Below are 15282 nucleotides of genomic sequence, written 5' to 3'. Positions count from 1 at the left end.
GGAGTGCGTGTGGTCACCATGAGGGCGCTGACGGAACCTGCGTGAGGGGCTCGGCGGGTCATCAAGGAACCACCACAGACGCGAGGAAGAAGCCATGACGGGGGCAGTCCGTTGCCCAAGTCGCTGTGGAGGTCGGCGTCTCCTCGGCTTGTCAGTGGCCGCCCCTACAGTCTTCGCAAGTGATCGCGACGGTGATGCGAACCGGGACCACACATCCGGAACCGGGTCCGTCGGTCGTGCATCTGACGTGGATGATGGGGAGACAGCACATGGGGTGGGTTCCGGCGGGCGACTACGAAGTCGCCCTCGACGGGGGAAGGATCGTCTGCCGCAACGCGGCCGGACGTCTGCTGAAGTCGTTACCGGGGAAGCTGAGGGACGACCCGGCGGTGGTGGGGCTGCGGCAGCTGGTGCAGTGGCAGGAGCAGCACGAGCAGCAGGTTCTGGCCGACGTCGAACGCTGGGTGGTGCGCTCGCTGCCGGTGCCCGTCGCGGTTCTCGTCCAGGTGTGGCCCGACCCGGCCTGGCGGTCCGCGCTCCGCGACCTGGTCGTCACCGATGACGCCGGCAAGGTGGCCGGCTTCCTGCGCGACGCCGACGGCGCCCGCGGCCTGGGGCTGATCGACCTCGACGGCGACACCGTGCGGATGTCCCCCGAACTCGTCCGTGTCCCGCATCCGGTGCTCCTCGACGGCCTGGACGACCTGCGGCAGTTCGCCGTCGAGCTGAGCGTCGAGCAGAAGGCCGGTCAGCTCTTCCGCGAGGTGTGGCACCGGCCCGCCGACCTCGACGCCGAAGGAGAGCAGGTCGACACCTACGCCGGTGCGCGCTTCGACAGCCGCCAGTCCCTGCACGGCAGGGCCGCCTCGCTCGGGTTCCGGATCCGCGGCGGCCAGTCGGTCTGCCCGGTCTTCGAGGACGCCCGGACCGTCGAGGCCCGTATCTGGATCGGCGACTTCGACGCCTACGACGACGGCGGCGACACCGAGACCGGACCGCTGACCTGGACCGACACGGCAGGGCGGACCGTCAGGTTCGGGCAGGTCGGGCCGGTCGCCTGGTCCGAGGGGATGCGCATGGCGGCGGCACTGCACGCGGGACGCGTCATCGAGCACGAGGAGCAGGCCGCATGACCACAGACCACTCCGGCACGGCGGCGCTCCTCGACGCCGGGGCGATCCTGCTGTCCGGCAGCACGGACCGCGAGGACGCGGACGTCCTGACCGCCCGCACGTACACCCATCCGGCACTCGACGGCCGGCCCGTGGTCCGCCTCGTACCCGGCACCCTCGGCGAGGCCGAGGACCTCGCCCTGGAGTTCCTCGGCCTCGACCGTCGGGACAGCGCCCCCGAGGTCGGCCAGGTCCGCCGCGAGACGCTCGGCTTCCCCGCCTGGGCGCTGGTCAACGACCCCGCCAACGGGCACCACGCGCTCGCCCTGGTCAAGGACATCGAACGGCTCGCCAGGATGGCGGGGCCCCGCACCGGCGCCGCGAAGGAGGGCTTCGAGTCCCTCGCCGACCGTCTGGGCCGTGCCGTCCCACACTTCCTGCCGACGTACTACGAGCAGGTCGCCCGGATCTGGCTCCAGCACGACAACCCCACGTGGGCGGCGATGTTCTTCGGCAAGGCGCGGGCCGCCGAGCGCGCCCACGGGCTGGCCGTGGACGAGGAGCGGCAGCGCGCGGTCTTCCTGGAGTTCGCCTTCGCCGGGGCCCTGACCGTCAAGGCCCTCAAGGAGTACGCCCGTGACCTCGCGGGACGGCTGGACCCGGCGGAGGCCTGGGCGCAGTTCCGCCGGCTCATCGTCGAGCGCTGCGGGGCCGGACTGCCGCCCCACGCCTCCCTGCCCAAGGACGCCCGGGCCCTGCTCAAGGCCACCGGACTCGACCGCGCGGAGGAGGAACGGTCCCTCGTCACGGACCTGATCGCCTCGCCGGCCGTGGTCCGGGCACCCGCCTCGTTCTGGACCGACTACCGCGCCACCCTCGTCGAACTCGGCCGCCGCGACGCGGCGGTCCGGGCCCGGCTGCTGGAGATCCTGCCCGCCGACGTCGGACGGGACGTCGCCACCGGTGAGAGCTGGCTGACACTCCTCGCCGACAGCGGAGCCGAAGCCCTGCTGACCGGCGCCCCGACGGGTGCCGCGGCCGGCGCCCCGACCGGCGCCCCGTCCGGTGCACCGGACGGTGCCCCGACCGCTGCCCCGCTCGGGGCCCCCTCCGGCCCCCGGCCCTCCGGTGGCATCACGCCCGCGGACTGGCTGAGCCGCTGGGAGCGGCACCGTCACCACGGCGAGGCCCCCGACGACTCTTCGGCCACCCTCGCCCTGGCCGCACGCATGGTGCCCCGGCTGCTCGCCGACGCCCGGCCCGTCAGCCCGTTCACCGGCGACCGGCAGGTCGGCGTCCATCTCGACCTGCTCGACCTCTGCCTGGCCGCAGGCGTCCCGCTGACCGTCCGGAGCGGCGACACCAACGCCCCGCTGCCACTGTCCCGCTGGTTGAAGGAACCGCGCACCGGCGTCCGTGACCTGGCCGCGGTCGCGGCCGACCAGCGGTTCCGGCCGCTGCTGCACAGCGCCCTCGGATCGCTGCGCTCCCACCACCTCACGCCGTCGACCCTGGACACCCTCGCCGACCACCCGGTGCTGCGGTCGGTGCTGCACGACTGGCTCGCCGACCGGGCCACGGAGTTCGCCGAGGCCGTCGGGCTGCCCGGCTCCCGTGCCGTCCTGGACACGCTGCGGCCGTTCCGCAGGGTCGCCGCCCGGGTCAACCCGGACGCCGTCACGGCAGTGGCCGCCCACGATCTCGCCCCGCTGCTCCTGCGCACCCTGCGCACCGGAATCCTCGACGAACTCGGCTGGCCCGCCCTGGAAGAGGCCATGGAGCGGATCGGCGAGACGAACGAGAACAAGAGCTGGTTCGTCGTCACCGAGGCATGGCCCGATCTGATCCTGGCCCGCAAGGGCAGGGCGATCGTGGTCGGGCCCGACCGGATCCTGCTGGAGCACGAACTGCGGATCCCGGAGAAGCCCAATTCGGGGCGTCCGGGATTCCGGTGGGCGGACGGCCAACTCCTCGTCAACTGGGGCGACTACGGTGTGAACGCCTACTGGTCCGGCGACCCGGACCAGCCCTTCTGGCTCCGGGGCGAGACGCCGTACGGGTGGAGACACCGGTACGACGAGGAGGACCCGTCGCTGCCCCTGTCCGGCGGCGGCCGGGCCACCGGGGTCGGTACGCTGCGCGCCGGTGACACCGAACTGATCGCCGGCCGACGGCTGTTGGGCGACGGCACCGGTCACTGGGCACTGGTCCAGGGCGACGACCAGCCGTTCTGGGTGGAGCACGATCCGCTCACCGGTGCCGACGGCCCGGCCTCACTGCCGGCGTTCCTCCACCCCGGAACCGGCGACGGAACCGGCGACGGAACCGGCGACGGAACCGGCCAGGAGACAGGCACCGGGACGAGCACGGGCGTGACCCTGGCCCCCGAGCTCTGCGAGTTGCTGCCGCTGCAACCCGGCCTGGAGAACACCCCGTTCGGCACCGACGGCAGCGTCCTCGGCCGCTGGGTCCGCAGGTCCGGCGAGGGCCCGCAGGGCCTCACCACCGCCGGCACCCCGGACGGCCGTATCGCCTCGCTGCCGTCCGTCACCGACCATGGCCGGCGCCCGGTGGCACTGGGCGCCCTGCGGCTGCCGGGGGGTTCCGGGCCCGTGGTGGCCAGGGAGTTCCGCTCGGTCACCCTCTACCCGGCGGACGGTGGCGGGTCGACCGGCGTGCTGGGGACCGTCGACCCCGAGCGACCGGGCGGCGAGTTCGCCGCCGGCACTCCCTTCGTGCCGCCGGTGGCGTTCTGGCATGCGCTGGTTCCCCGCGACGAGCGCGGGTCGCTGGCGCTGCGCACCCTGACCCCGGAGCGTGCCGCGTCCCTGTTGAGCGCGAGCACCGAGGTGCTGACCGCCCAGCGGGCCGAGGTGGTCTCCGCCCAGGGCCGGTCCCCGCAGCACACCGTGGCGGATACGGGCGCCTCTCCCGACGAGGCCGGGCGGGACGCCGTTTCCCGCACCCTGCCCGAGCTCACTCACCCTTCGCTGCTCGCGGGAGTGACCTCGATCGTGCGTGGCGTGGCCGCCCACGCGGTGGACACCGCGGAGTTCGCCTCCACGGAGCAGGCACCGGAGGCGCCGCCGCAGCGGGACTGGGGCATGTTCCCCGACTACACACCCGAGCACGCCTTCGACCGAGCGGTCGGCCACGCTGTCATCGGCATCGCGGATCCCGAGTACCCGTGGCACGGAAGCGACAGCGAATGGACCGTCCTGCGGCAGATCCGCGCGGTCAACCACGTCCTGTCCGCACGGCCCGCCGACGGTCTCGCGCTGCCGGAACCCGAGCTGCTCGGGAAGCTCACCGGCGGGTGGACCAGCGACGCCCGGACCGTTCCCGAGACCTTCTCCAAGTGGGTCTGCTGCCTCGACGTAACGGCGGCGCTGGCCTGGCGCGCCACCTCCGTGGGCAGCAGCGCCGCGAAGCGGGAGGCGCTGCTGCTGCTCCTCGACGCGATCGCCGAAGGGCCGCTGGCCGACCCGGGGAGCCCGCTGCGCGAGGTCGTGCTGGGCGAGCCCAGGATCGAGGGGGAGCGGGCCGGCCAGGTCCTGCGCCACGGCGACCGCACGGTGGTGATCCTGCGCCGGGAGAGGGAAGACGCCTACGAGAAGCGGTGGTTCGCCCTCGACCACGACCCCTCCGGCGAGTTCGGCGCGGTCGCGCACTTCACCCTGACCAAGGAGCGGCACCACGTCCCGGGCCTGTCCGCGGACCGGATCACCGCGCTGACCGGCCTCGTCCGTGAGAGGGGCGCGGCTCCCTGGCGGCCCGCGGCCGTCGACGAACTCGTCGCCGCCACCGGCTCAGGACTCGGCCCGCTCCAGGCCGCGCTGCTGCTGGGCGGTCTGCCGTCGGAGCCCTTCCAGCGAACCGCGTTCGCGGCGCAGGTGGCGGCCATCGGTCTGAACGTCGGCCAGGCGGAGCGCGGCACACAGCTGCTCCGCGCCCTCGGCCAGGACACCCGGGTGGCGCTGCTCGCCGCCCTGCTGCCCGAGGACACCGAACGGCTGTGGACGGACGGCGGCCCCGACATCGCCGCCGCCGGCCACATCTGGTCCGACACCTTCGGCGACTTCATCCGCCTCCCGGAGGAGATCGGGGGCGGGTTCGACAGCGGGTTCATCGAAGAGCTGCTCAACCCGTCCCGCACCGCCTGGCTGAGCCGCACCACCACCATGCGACTGGAGGGCGACGAGCTCGTCGCCGCCGATCCCGACGCGATACCCGGCGCCCGTGCCTTCGCCGGCGCGGCATCCGGGCTGGCCGTCCTCGGCTACGGCCTGCCCTACGGCCATCCGCTGCGGGCGGTGATGGCCGCCGGTCTGGACGCGGTGCGCCGCCGTCTGTCCGACCCCGACCTCCTGCTGGACCTGGGGGTGTCCCGGACGGACTCCTACAGCACACGCACCGCCCCGCTGATCCGCGAGGCCCTGGGCATGCCCGCCACCGGCGGCGCCGGGCCCGACGGTCTGACCCGGGCCGGCGAGGCGATCGTGTTCCATCCCCAGCCCTACGACACCGAGATGACACTCGTCCGCCCCGCCGGCCTCACCGGCGCCGACGACCCGGTCTTCGCCCTGCTCAAGGCGCTCAGCAACCAGGAGCGCCTTCCGGCACTGGACGGGGTGCGGACCGTGCTCGGCGACGACCTGACGGGTCTCGTCGCGGTCGGCCATGGACCGGGCACACCGCACGGCTGGGCCCAGGACCCCACCCTGTCCGTCCCGGACCTGGTCACCGAGGTCGCCTCGGCTCTCGGACTCGGGGCCGACGCGGCCGCCCACTACCTCCAGTTGCTCGCCCTTCCCGATCCGACCGACCGCAACTGTCTCCACTGGACCGGCTGGAAGCCGCCCCGGATGAAGAAGGCGCGTGCCGAACTCGCCGCCACCGACCTGGTGATCGAGGCCAGGCGCCCACGGGCCGGACGCAAGCTCTTCCTGCCCGGCGGCTGGATCGACTTCAAGGGAGGGGCCCTGCCCGTGGAGAGCTGGAAGGAGCGGTTCTACCCGATCGAGGAGTACCGGCACCCCGTCCCCGGGATGTCCGTGGCGGAACTCTTCACCCGCGCCTGGGCCCGGGTCCGTGACGGGGACGGGCCCGCGTTCGAGGAGCTGACCACCAGCGCCACCCGGAAGGGCGGTCGGCGCTAGCCACCGCGCCGCCCGGACCGCGCCCCACCCGGACTCCCGCCTCGACGCGGCGGTCCGGGTGGGTGCGGTGCGAGCCGTCGGCACATGCACACACATCTAATGTCCTTGACAACTTCCCGTGCCGACGGCATAGGTTGAGACGATCAGTCCCGGACGGCTGGAGGCCCCGATGCGCGTACGCCGCAGGGCGCCGCACGCTGTCGGTAGGGGAACGCGGCTGATCACCCGACGGCACGTGGACTACTGCCGCACCGCCTCCGCCGTCTGTCCTTCCGCACGGATCCGACCCCTGCCGGCCCGTCGGGCCGGAGGTCTCCTCGTGCCCTCGGAAGGAACCCCATGTCCGGCCCCGCCCTGCGGCTCGCCGTCGAACTCGACGGCGACGGCACCCACCCCGCGGCCTGGCGCCGCGCCGCCCACCCGCCCGACCAGCTGCTGACCCCGCGCCGGACGGCCCGCGTCGCCGCCGCCGCGGAGAACGCCGGGTTCACCCTGCTCACCCTGGAGGACGGCGCGACCCCGCCCGGCGCCACGCCCGACGCCGTCGGCCGCATCGGCGCGGTCGAGCGAGCCGCGTTCCTCGCGGCCTCCACGAGCGTCATCGGGATCGCGCCGGTCGTCCCGCTGACCTACGCCGAACCCTTCCACGTCTCCAGCCAGTTGGCGTCCCTGGACCACATCTCGATCGGGCGCGCGGGCTGGGTGGTGAGCGAGGAGGCCCGTCCCGAGGCGGCCCGCGTCTGGGGACGTCCGCTCGTCGACGGTGCCGACGCCCGCGCCCGCGAGTCCCGCGACGGCGTCGAGGTGGTCCGTGCCCTGTGGGACTCCTGGGAGGACGACGCCGTCATCCGGTCCGTCGCCACCAGCCGCTACCTCGACCGCGACCGGCTCCACTACATCGACTTCACCGGTGACACCTACGCCGTGAAGGGCCCGGCGATCGTGCCGCGCCCGCCACAGGGCCGGCTCGTCGTGCTCGGCCGGCCCGATCGCGTGCCCGCCGGGCACCTCGACGTCGCCCTCGTCGCGGGCCGCGACCTCCCCGCGCTCACCACAGCCGCGGCCGCCGCCCGGACCCCGCGCACCTTCGCCGAGGTCGAGGTCGCCCTCGACACCCCGGACGCCACGGCCGACGAGCGCGTCGCCGACCTCGAACGACACGCGCCCTGGACCGACCGCGGACGGCTGCGCCACATCGGCTCCGCCGCGCAACTCGCCGCACTTCTCGCGCAGTTGAGGGGCATCGTGGACGGCGTACGCCTGCATCCGCTCGTCCTCGACGAGGACCTGCCCGTCCTGTCCCGGCTCGTCCTGCCCCACCTCTTCGAGCAGCGCCACGCCGTCCGCCCGCTGCCCGGCGCGTCCCTGCGCACCCACCTGGGCCTGGAGCGCCCCGCCAACCGGTACGCAGCCCGCGCCTTCGAGGAGACCCGATGACCCGCACCGACCCCCTCGACGTCCCCCGGCCCGATGCCCGGCTTCACCTCGGTGTCTTCTTCCAGGGTGTCAACCACTGGACCATCTGGTCCGACCAGTCCAGCGGCTCCCAGATCGACCCCGCCAGCTACCGGCGGGTCGCCCAGAGCGCCGAGCGGGGCCTGTTCGACGCGTTCTTCCTGGGGGAGGGGCTGCGGCTGCGCGAGGTCGACGGCCGCATCCACGACCTCGACATCGCCGGACGGCCGGACGCCATCACCCAACTCGCCGCCCTGGCCGCCGTCACCGACCGGATCGGCCTGGTCTCCACCTCCAACACCACCTTCAACGAGCCCGCCGACCTCGCCCGCCGCCTCTCCGGACTCGACCTGCTCTCCGCGGGCCGGGCCGGCTGGAACGTGGTGACCACCGACAACGCCTGGACCGGCGCCAACTTCCGCCGCGGCGGCTACCTCGACCACGCCGACCGCTACCGGCGCGCCGAGGAGTTCCTCACCGTGGCCCGTGCGCTCTGGGACGGCTGGCAGGACGGGGCCGTCTCCGGATCCCCGGGCGCCCCGGCCTGGTCGGCGCCCGGCGCCGTACGCCAAGTCCGCCACCAGGGACCGCAGTTCGACGTCGATCTCGCGCCCACCCTGCCGCGCAGCGCCCAGGGACACCCGGTGATCTTCCAGGCCGGGGACTCCGGCGAGGGGCGCGACTTCGCCGCCCGCAACGCCGACGTCATCTTCTCCGCGCACGGCAACGACTTCGACGACGCACTCGCCTTCGCCGACGACCTCCGGCGCCGACTGCGCGCCGTCGGCCGACCCGACGACGACCTGCGTATCCTGCCGGGCACGGAGATCATCATCGGGGCCACGGAGCAGGAGGCCCTGGAGAAGAAGCGCTGGATCCGCCTCGAACAGGTCACCCCGGCAACCGCGTTGGGCATCGCCGGACTCCTGTGGGGCCTGGACCTCTCCGATCGCGACGCCGACGGGCCGCTGCCCAAGGAGGACCCGGTCGTCGCGGAGAACGACGGCTCCTTCGGCGCCCGGCGGATCGCCGATCCCCGCGAGGTGGTCGCCGAGTGGCGGGAGAAGGCGGAGGCGCACCGCTGGTCGCTGCGGGAAACCGTCATCGCCCTCGGTCCCCAGCGCGGTCACGTCGGAACTCCGGCCGGTCTGGCCGACAAGTTCGCCCACTTCGTCCGGCACGGCGCCGTCGACGGCTTCAACGTCACGCCGTACCTGATCCCCGACGGCCTCGACGACATCGTCGACCTGCTCGTCCCCGCCCTCCAGGAACGCGGCGTCTACCGCACCGAGTACACGGGCACCACGCTGCGCGAACACCTGGCCCTTCGAGAACCCCTCACCCACCGTGCCACGACCGAACGGCGGCAGGCCGTATGACCATCGGAGCGGCACTCTCTCTGCAGCACCGGATCGACGACACGGTGCGGCTCGCGCGGGAGGCCCACGACGCCGGGCGGCGAGTCCGTCGACGACGCGCGGGTCCCCGTTGTCCAGGACGCCCGCCAGGAGGATCAGCGGTACGCCGTCCTCGGGACCGAGGTCCCGGTGGGCGAAGGCATCGCCGCCGACGGACACGGTGCGGGTCGGCGCGTTCTCCTACGACGACGTCGAGGAGGGTGTATTCCGTGCCGTGCTCATGCCCGGGTCCTTCTGTGGCGGGAGTGCGGCGCCGTGCCGGACGGGGACTGTCGCCTCACGTCATCCTGACGACGACCTTGCCGGCCTTCGCGCGCCCCGCTTCGACGTACTCCAGCGCTTCCCGCGTCGACGCGAACGGGAACACGGTGTCGACGACGGGACGGATCCTGCCGGTCTCGATGAGCGGGGTGAGCTCGCGCAGCTGATCGCCGCTGGCCTTCATGAACAGGAACGAGTACGTCACGTCACGGCGCCGGGCGGCTCGCCGGATCCGGAAGCTCAGCGCGGACATCGCCAGCCGGATCACCGGGTTCGCTCCCAGCTCCCTGCCGAAGGCGGCGTCGGGCGGGCCCGCGACACTGATGACCTTCCCGCCGGGCCTGAGCACGTCCAGGGACTTCTTGAGCGTCTCGCCGCCGAGGGAGTCCAGGACGAGGTCGTAGTCGTGCAGCACCGTCTCGAACGCCTGCTTCTTGTAGTCGACGACGACGTCCGCGCCCAGCCGTTTCACCAGGTCGACGTTGGCCGTGCTCGCGGTGGTCGCGACGTGCGCACCCAACTCCTTCGCCAGCTGGATGGCGATGGTGCCCAGGCCGCCGGAACCCGCGTGGACGAGGACCTTCTGACCCGGCCGGATGTGCGCCCGTTCGACCAGCACCTGCCACGAGGTCAGGGCGACCAGGGGAAGGGACGCGGCCTCCTCCATGGTCAGCGTGGCCGGTTTGATCGCCACGTCGTCCTGATGCACCGCGATGAGTTCGGCGAACGTGCCGATCCGGTCCTTGGCGGGCCGCGCGAACACCTCGTCGCCCACCGAGAACCGCGTGACGGCCGCACCCACGTCGACCACCACCCCGGCCAGGTCGTTGCCCAGCACGAACGGGACCTTGTACGGCAGGACCGTCTTCATCTCCCCGTCCCGGATCATGCGGTCGAGCGGGTTGATGCTCGCGGCCCTGACCCGGACCAGCACGTCGTCCGCGCCCACCTCGGGGTCCGGCACCTCGCCGGCGCGCAGGCCGTCCTTGTCGCCGTAGCGCTCGACCGTGAAGGCCCTCATCGTCGTCTCCGGTGGTTCGTGTCGATATGCGGGATGGTGAGCCTGGGGGTCTCATGGGAGGCGGTGCTCCGGACCCCGGACCTCATTAAAGTATGAGCGTAATGCTATTCGGTGCCCCGGCGGCCCGCAAGTGGACCGGTCGCCCTCGGGGTCGCGTGCCCGTCCCCGACACCCAGCAGGGCGAGGGTGTTGTGGACGCCCTGGTCGAGGAGGTCGTCGGAGAGGCGCTCGTCGGCGAGGGCCCGGGCGAGCTGCAGCGTGCCGGCCATCATGGCGTAGGCGCTGAGCGCCCTGGTGCGGACCGAGGGCGGGTCCTCGGGCGACAGGCGGGCGGCGATGCCGTCGATGACCATCAGTACGCCGGCGGTGTAGGCCCGCTTGACCGGGTCCGGGCACCGTCGTATCTCGTCGAGCAGGGCAGCGGAGGGGCAACCGTCGTCGGGGCTGTCACGGTGCCGGGCGGACAGATACCACCGCACGATCTGTTCGAGCCCGGCGCGGCCGGGTGCCGCCTGCGCGACGATGCTCGCGTTCTGTGCCCGGAGTTCGTCGGCGACCGCGGTCGCCACGAGATCGTCCTTCGATGTGAAGTGGGTGTAGAACGCCCCGTTGGTGAGCCCCGCGTCCTTCATGAGCGCCGAGACGCCCGAGCCGTCGATGCCGTCCCGCTTGAACCGGCGCCCGGCCGCCTCGACGATCCGCTGCCTGGTCGCCTGCTTGTGTTCTTTCCCGTATCGCACGCCCTGCTCCTTCCTTCGTCGACGCCATCACATTGTGAGCGTAATTCAATGGGCTTCGACGGGTTCTCGGGTGTGGCGTGTGGGCGGGTCTCCGGGGTGTGGCGCACGCCTGTCGGCGAGGGAGGGGTCCGGATGGGTGGCGCGGAGACGCTCTCGACGGTGAGGTCCTCGCCGGTCGGGCGCCTCGGCGCACTGCGCCACATCGTTCCCGCCCAGGCCCTCGGCGGGTGGATCCGTGAGTTCGACAAGCTGGGCGGCCGGCGTGAGAGTCGATTCGCGATTCCGACATCAGGGGCATCTCGCGGGAAGGGCCCTCTTGCGGACTCTTAAAAGTACGTTCATAATGTAAAGGTCGATGTGATGCCGGAGTCGACCGCCCAAGGTTCGCCCCCCCATGGCGCTCCCTGGTCGGGAAAGGCCGGTACGCGCTCGCGGACCCCCGCACCGAAAGGCAAGACCGTGAATGACGCACAGGATGTACGAGGCGACGTGGTGACGTCGTACAAGAACGCGCCGACCCGCACCGTCACCGCCGGGGGAGTGACCTTCGCCTATCGCGAGCTGGGTCCCCGGTCCGGCGTTCCGGTGGTCTTTCTCACCCATCTCGCCGCCGTCCTCGACAACTGGGACCCCCGGGTCGTCGACGGCGTCGCGGCCAGGCGCCATGTCGTCACGTTCGACAACAGAGGTGTCGGCGCCTCCAGCGGTACGACGCCGCGCACCATCCAGGCGATGGCGAAGGACGCCGTCACCTTCATCCGGGCGCTCGGACTGACGCGCGTGGACCTCCACGGCTTCTCGATGGGCGGCATGATCGCCCAGGTGATCGCGCAGACCGACCCGGACCTCGTCCGCAGGCTGATCCTCACGGGTACCGGTCCCGCGGGTGGCGAGGGCATCAAGAACGTGACCCGGCTGTCCCATCTCGACACCGTCCGGGGATTGTTCACCCTTCAGGACCCGAAGCAGTTCCTCTTCTTCACGCGCACCGCGGGCGGACGCCGGGCCGGGAAGGAGTTCCTGGGCCGGCTGAAGGAGCGCACCCAGGACCGGGACAAGTCGATCTCCCCCCTCTCGTACAGCAACCAGCTCAAGGCCATTCACCGCTGGGGGCTGGAGCGGCCGCACGATCTCTCCGTCATCCGGCAGCCTGCGCTCGTCGCGAACGGGGAGAGCGACAGGATGGTTCCGTCGCAGAACTCGACGGACCTGGCGCGGCGGCTGCCCAACGGTGAGCTGGTGCTCTACCCCGACGCCGGCCACGGCGGCATCTTCCAGTTCCACGGGCCGTTCGTGGAGACGGCCGTCGAGTTCCTCGAACGGTAGGCCCGTGCGCCGGCCCCCTCAGCCCATGAGGGTGAGGGCGTTCTCGATTCCCCGCTCGAGGACCTCGTCGGCGAACTTTCGGTCGGAGAGGGCGCGGGAGAGTTGCAGCGTCCCGACCAGCATGGTGAAGAGGCCGATGGCCGTACCGCGGGCGGACCCCGGATTCTCGGGGGTCAGCCGGGTGGCGATCTCCTCGACGATGTCCCGCGTGCCGTCGGTGTAGGCCTGCTTGGTCTCGTCCCCGCAGCGGCCGATCTCGTCGAGCAGGGCGGCGGAGGGGCATCCGAGGCCGGGGTTGTCGCGGTGCTGCGGTGACAGGTACTCGCGGACGAGGTCCTCAAGGCCCGCGCGGCCGGGCCGCAGGGTGTCGTACTTCGTGACCTGTGTGCGCAGTTCGTCGGCCACGACATGGGCGACGAGGTCGTCCTTGGAGGCGAAGTGGGCGTAGAAGGCGCCGTTGGTGAGCCCCGCGTCCGACATCAGGGTGGAGATGCCCGAGCCGTCCAGGCCGTCCTGCTTGAACCGGTGGCCGGCCTTCTCGATGATCCGTTGCCGGGTCACCTGCTTGTGCTCCTTGGCGTAGCGCACCACGAGCTTCCTCCATTCGTTCCGTCGGACCGTTGCCTCGCGCCCAGCCTAATCCATGGCCTGACGCGCGTAATATCATGGGCGCGGGCGAGGCCGGACGGCTCATGATCGAAGGCGGGCGCCAGGTCCGAGTCGTGCGGTGACTTCCCCGGGGGTGAGGGTCGAGTGCTCCGCGGAGCACTCGACGACGACGCGGACCGGAGCGTCGCAGTCGGTGTGGCGGATGTCCAGCACCGGGCCCTCGGGGCCGAGGGCGTACGCCTCGCCCCACTGGCTCAGCGCCATCAGGACGGGCCACAGGTCCCAGCCCTTGCGGGTCAGGCGGTACTCGTTGCGGGCCCGGCTGCCCGGTTCCCGGTACGGGACGGTCTTCAGGACGCCGGCCGAGATCAGCTTCCGGAGACGGTCGCTGAGGACGGCCTCCGAGAGGCCGATATGCCGGTGGAAGTCGTCGAAGCGGCGGACGCCGTTGACGGCGTCACGCAGGATCAGCAACGTCCACTTCTCTCCGACCACGTCGAGCGTGCGCTGGACGGGGCAGTTCTCCGTGCTCGCCTCAAGCCACTCCATCCCGCCATCGTAGAGGCCTGGCTTCGCCGTTGACAGTCAGGTGACCTCACGGCTAGCTTCATTTGAAAAAGTCAGAGGGAAGGTGCCCGGTCGTGGGACGAACACGTACGTATCAATGGGAAGATCCCGCGATCCTGGCGGAGACCGCCGGACGTATGTCCGGCATCGACTTCCTGCGCGAGCTGCAGGCGGGGCGACTGCCGGGGCCGCCCATCAACCACGCCATCGACTTCACCCTGGAAGAGGTGGAGCCTGGCAGGGCGGTCTTCGCCCTGACACCGGGGGAGGAGCACTACAACCCGATCGGCAGCGTGCACGGCGGCATCTTCGCCACCCTGCTCGACTCGGCGGCGGGCTGCGCCGTCCAGTCCACCCTCCCGCAAGGCATGGCGTACACCTCGCTCGACCTGACGGTGAAGTTCCTGCGGCGGATCACCGTGGACACGGGCACCGTGCGCGCGATCGGCACACTTGTCAGCCGAGGTCGTCAAACCGCCCTCGCGCAAGCGCAGTTGGTCGACGCGAACGACCGTCTGCTCGCCCACGCCACCAGCAGCTGCCTGCTCTTCCCCGTGTCGTCCCCGCAAGGGTGACCCTCGGCGGCGACCGGTGAAGCGGACCCTCGCCCTCGCGCCGGAAGTCGTCGACCGCCGCGGCGACCTCCTCGGTGGACCTTCGGCACCGCGCGCCAACTGGCTCAGGGGGCAGTTGAGTTGACGGAAGGGGGCGTCGGAGCCCCCTTCCGTCGTGCCTTTACACTCCCGCCCATGATCTCTCTGGACGACCCGCGCTGGCCCGCTCTCGACCACCGGGGCTGGTCCAGGGGGCAGGGTGTGTCCGACGCCCCCTTCGTCCCGGACGAGCTGCGTCATCGACCCGCGTCGAGTCGATCGACGAGTCCGGACCGCAGGTCCGGGTCACCGTCACCGGCAAGGACGGCACCCAGCAGGTCCTGGAAGCCGACAAGGTCCTCCAGGCGATCGGCTTCGCCCCGAACGTCACCGGCTACGGCCTGGAGAAGACAGGCGTGAGGGTCACCGAGCGCGGCGCGATCGACGTGGACGGCCGCTGCCGCACCTCGGTTCCGCACATCTACGCCATCGGCGACGTCACCGCGAAGCTGATGCTCGCGCACGCCGCCGAGGCGATGGGCGTCATCGCCGCCGAGACCCTCGCGGACGCCGAGACCATGGAGCTGGACTACGCGATGATCCCGCGCGCCACCTACTGCCAGCCGCAGATCGCCAGCTTCGGCTACACCGAGACACAGGCGAGGGAGAAGGGGTTCGACGTCCAGGTCGCCAAGTTCCCGTTCACCGCGAACGCCAAGGCCCACGGCCTGGGCGACGCGACCGGCTTCGTGAAGCTGATCAGCGACGCCAGGTACGGGGAACTCCTCGGGGCCCATCTCATCGGCCTCGACGTCACCGAACTGCTTCCCGAACTGACCCTGGCCCAGCAGTGGGACCTCACCGTCCACGAGGTCGCCCGCAACGTGCACGCCCACCCCACCCTGGGTGAGGCGGTCAAGGAGGCCCTGCACGGCCTCGCGGGTCACATGATCAACATGTAGCGAGGGGAACGCCCGGGGCGGCGAACACCCGGCGGGCACCGGCTTGGGGGCGGCGGGAC

The 15282-nt window shown here is 71.9% G+C and carries 10 protein-coding genes and 1 pseudogene; 7 read left to right on the top strand and 4 right to left on the bottom strand.

The window, feature by feature from the left end:
* Nucleotides 1-269: 269 nt before the first annotated feature.
* From ACZ5VD_RS10365 to ACZ5VD_RS10350, 4 genes are all read left to right on the top strand, one after another.
* A complete protein-coding gene (locus ACZ5VD_RS10365) occupies nt 270-1133 on the top strand; it encodes a DUF4132 domain-containing protein (protein WP_468551869.1) in 864 nt (287 codons plus the stop codon).
* Nucleotides 1130-6271, top strand: a complete 5142-nt coding sequence (locus ACZ5VD_RS10360) for a hypothetical protein (RefSeq protein WP_468681879.1) — start codon at nt 1130-1132, stop codon at nt 6269-6271. Before ACZ5VD_RS10365 ends, ACZ5VD_RS10360 begins: the two co-directional genes overlap by 4 nt.
* A gap of 339 nt (nt 6272-6610) precedes the next feature.
* Nucleotides 6611-7708, top strand: a complete 1098-nt coding sequence (locus tag ACZ5VD_RS10355; protein WP_468551871.1) for an LLM class flavin-dependent oxidoreductase — start codon at nt 6611-6613, stop codon at nt 7706-7708.
* Nucleotides 7705-9105, top strand: coding sequence for an NtaA/DmoA family FMN-dependent monooxygenase (locus ACZ5VD_RS10350; RefSeq protein WP_468681877.1), 1401 nt, complete (start codon nt 7705-7707; stop codon nt 9103-9105). The genes ACZ5VD_RS10355 and ACZ5VD_RS10350 overlap by 4 nt, the downstream gene beginning before the upstream one ends.
* 316 nt (nt 9106-9421) lie before the next feature.
* Here ACZ5VD_RS10350 and ACZ5VD_RS10345 read toward each other — a convergent pair whose 3' ends face one another.
* Nucleotides 9422-10426, bottom strand: coding sequence for an NADP-dependent oxidoreductase (locus ACZ5VD_RS10345; protein WP_468551873.1), 1005 nt, complete (start codon nt 10424-10426; stop codon nt 9422-9424).
* Nucleotides 10427-10530: 104 nt separating this feature from the next.
* Nucleotides 10531-11166 (bottom strand): TetR/AcrR family transcriptional regulator, encoded by a 636-nt coding sequence (locus ACZ5VD_RS10340; protein WP_468681876.1) that lies wholly within the window; start codon nt 11164-11166, stop codon nt 10531-10533.
* Between the two features lie 459 nt (nt 11167-11625).
* On the opposite strand from ACZ5VD_RS10340, the gene ACZ5VD_RS10335 reads away from it, so the two are divergent.
* Nucleotides 11626-12492 (top strand): alpha/beta fold hydrolase, encoded by an 867-nt coding sequence (locus tag ACZ5VD_RS10335; RefSeq protein ID WP_468681874.1) that lies wholly within the window; start codon nt 11626-11628, stop codon nt 12490-12492.
* 18 nt (nt 12493-12510) lie between these two features.
* Here ACZ5VD_RS10335 and ACZ5VD_RS10330 read toward each other — a convergent pair whose 3' ends face one another.
* Nucleotides 12511-13083: a TetR/AcrR family transcriptional regulator gene (locus ACZ5VD_RS10330; RefSeq protein WP_468551876.1), complete on the bottom strand. Its 573-nt coding sequence runs from the start codon at nt 13081-13083 to the stop codon at nt 12511-12513.
* A gap of 99 nt (nt 13084-13182) precedes the next feature.
* A complete protein-coding gene (locus tag ACZ5VD_RS10325) occupies nt 13183-13650 on the bottom strand; it encodes a winged helix-turn-helix transcriptional regulator (RefSeq protein ID WP_468681871.1) in 468 nt (155 codons plus the stop codon).
* A 92-nt stretch (nt 13651-13742) separates the two neighbouring features.
* Between ACZ5VD_RS10325 and ACZ5VD_RS10320 the strand changes: the two genes are divergently transcribed.
* The gene (locus ACZ5VD_RS10320) at nt 13743-14243 is read left to right on the top strand and encodes a PaaI family thioesterase (RefSeq protein ID WP_468551878.1); all 501 of its coding nucleotides are present in this window, start codon (nt 13743-13745) and stop codon (nt 14241-14243) included.
* A 275-nt stretch (nt 14244-14518) separates the two neighbouring features.
* Nucleotides 14519-15223 (top strand): annotated as a pseudogene (locus ACZ5VD_RS10315) (FAD-dependent oxidoreductase); the annotation flags it as partial.
* Nucleotides 15224-15282 lie beyond the last annotated feature (59 nt).

It is taken from the genome of Streptomyces sp. NPDC032822 (assembly GCF_055578825.1).
This window is presented reverse-complemented; position numbering and strand designations above follow the sequence as displayed.

What these genes read in the sequence shown, in the direction of transcription:
- ACZ5VD_RS10350 (WP_468681877.1), top strand. Translation starts at nt 7,705, where the DNA reads ATGACCCGCACCGACCCCCTCGACGTCCCCCGGCCCGATGCCCGGCTT.
- ACZ5VD_RS10325 (WP_468681871.1), bottom strand. Translation starts at nt 13,650, where the DNA reads ATGGAGTGGCTTGAGGCGAGCACGGAGAACTGCCCCGTCCAGCGCACG.
- ACZ5VD_RS10365 (WP_468551869.1), top strand. Translation starts at nt 270, where the DNA reads ATGGGGTGGGTTCCGGCGGGCGACTACGAAGTCGCCCTCGACGGGGGA.
- ACZ5VD_RS10355 (WP_468551871.1), top strand. Translation starts at nt 6,611, where the DNA reads ATGTCCGGCCCCGCCCTGCGGCTCGCCGTCGAACTCGACGGCGACGGC.
- ACZ5VD_RS10345 (WP_468551873.1), bottom strand. Translation starts at nt 10,426, where the DNA reads ATGAGGGCCTTCACGGTCGAGCGCTACGGCGACAAGGACGGCCTGCGC.
- ACZ5VD_RS10360 (WP_468681879.1), top strand. Translation starts at nt 1,130, where the DNA reads ATGACCACAGACCACTCCGGCACGGCGGCGCTCCTCGACGCCGGGGCG.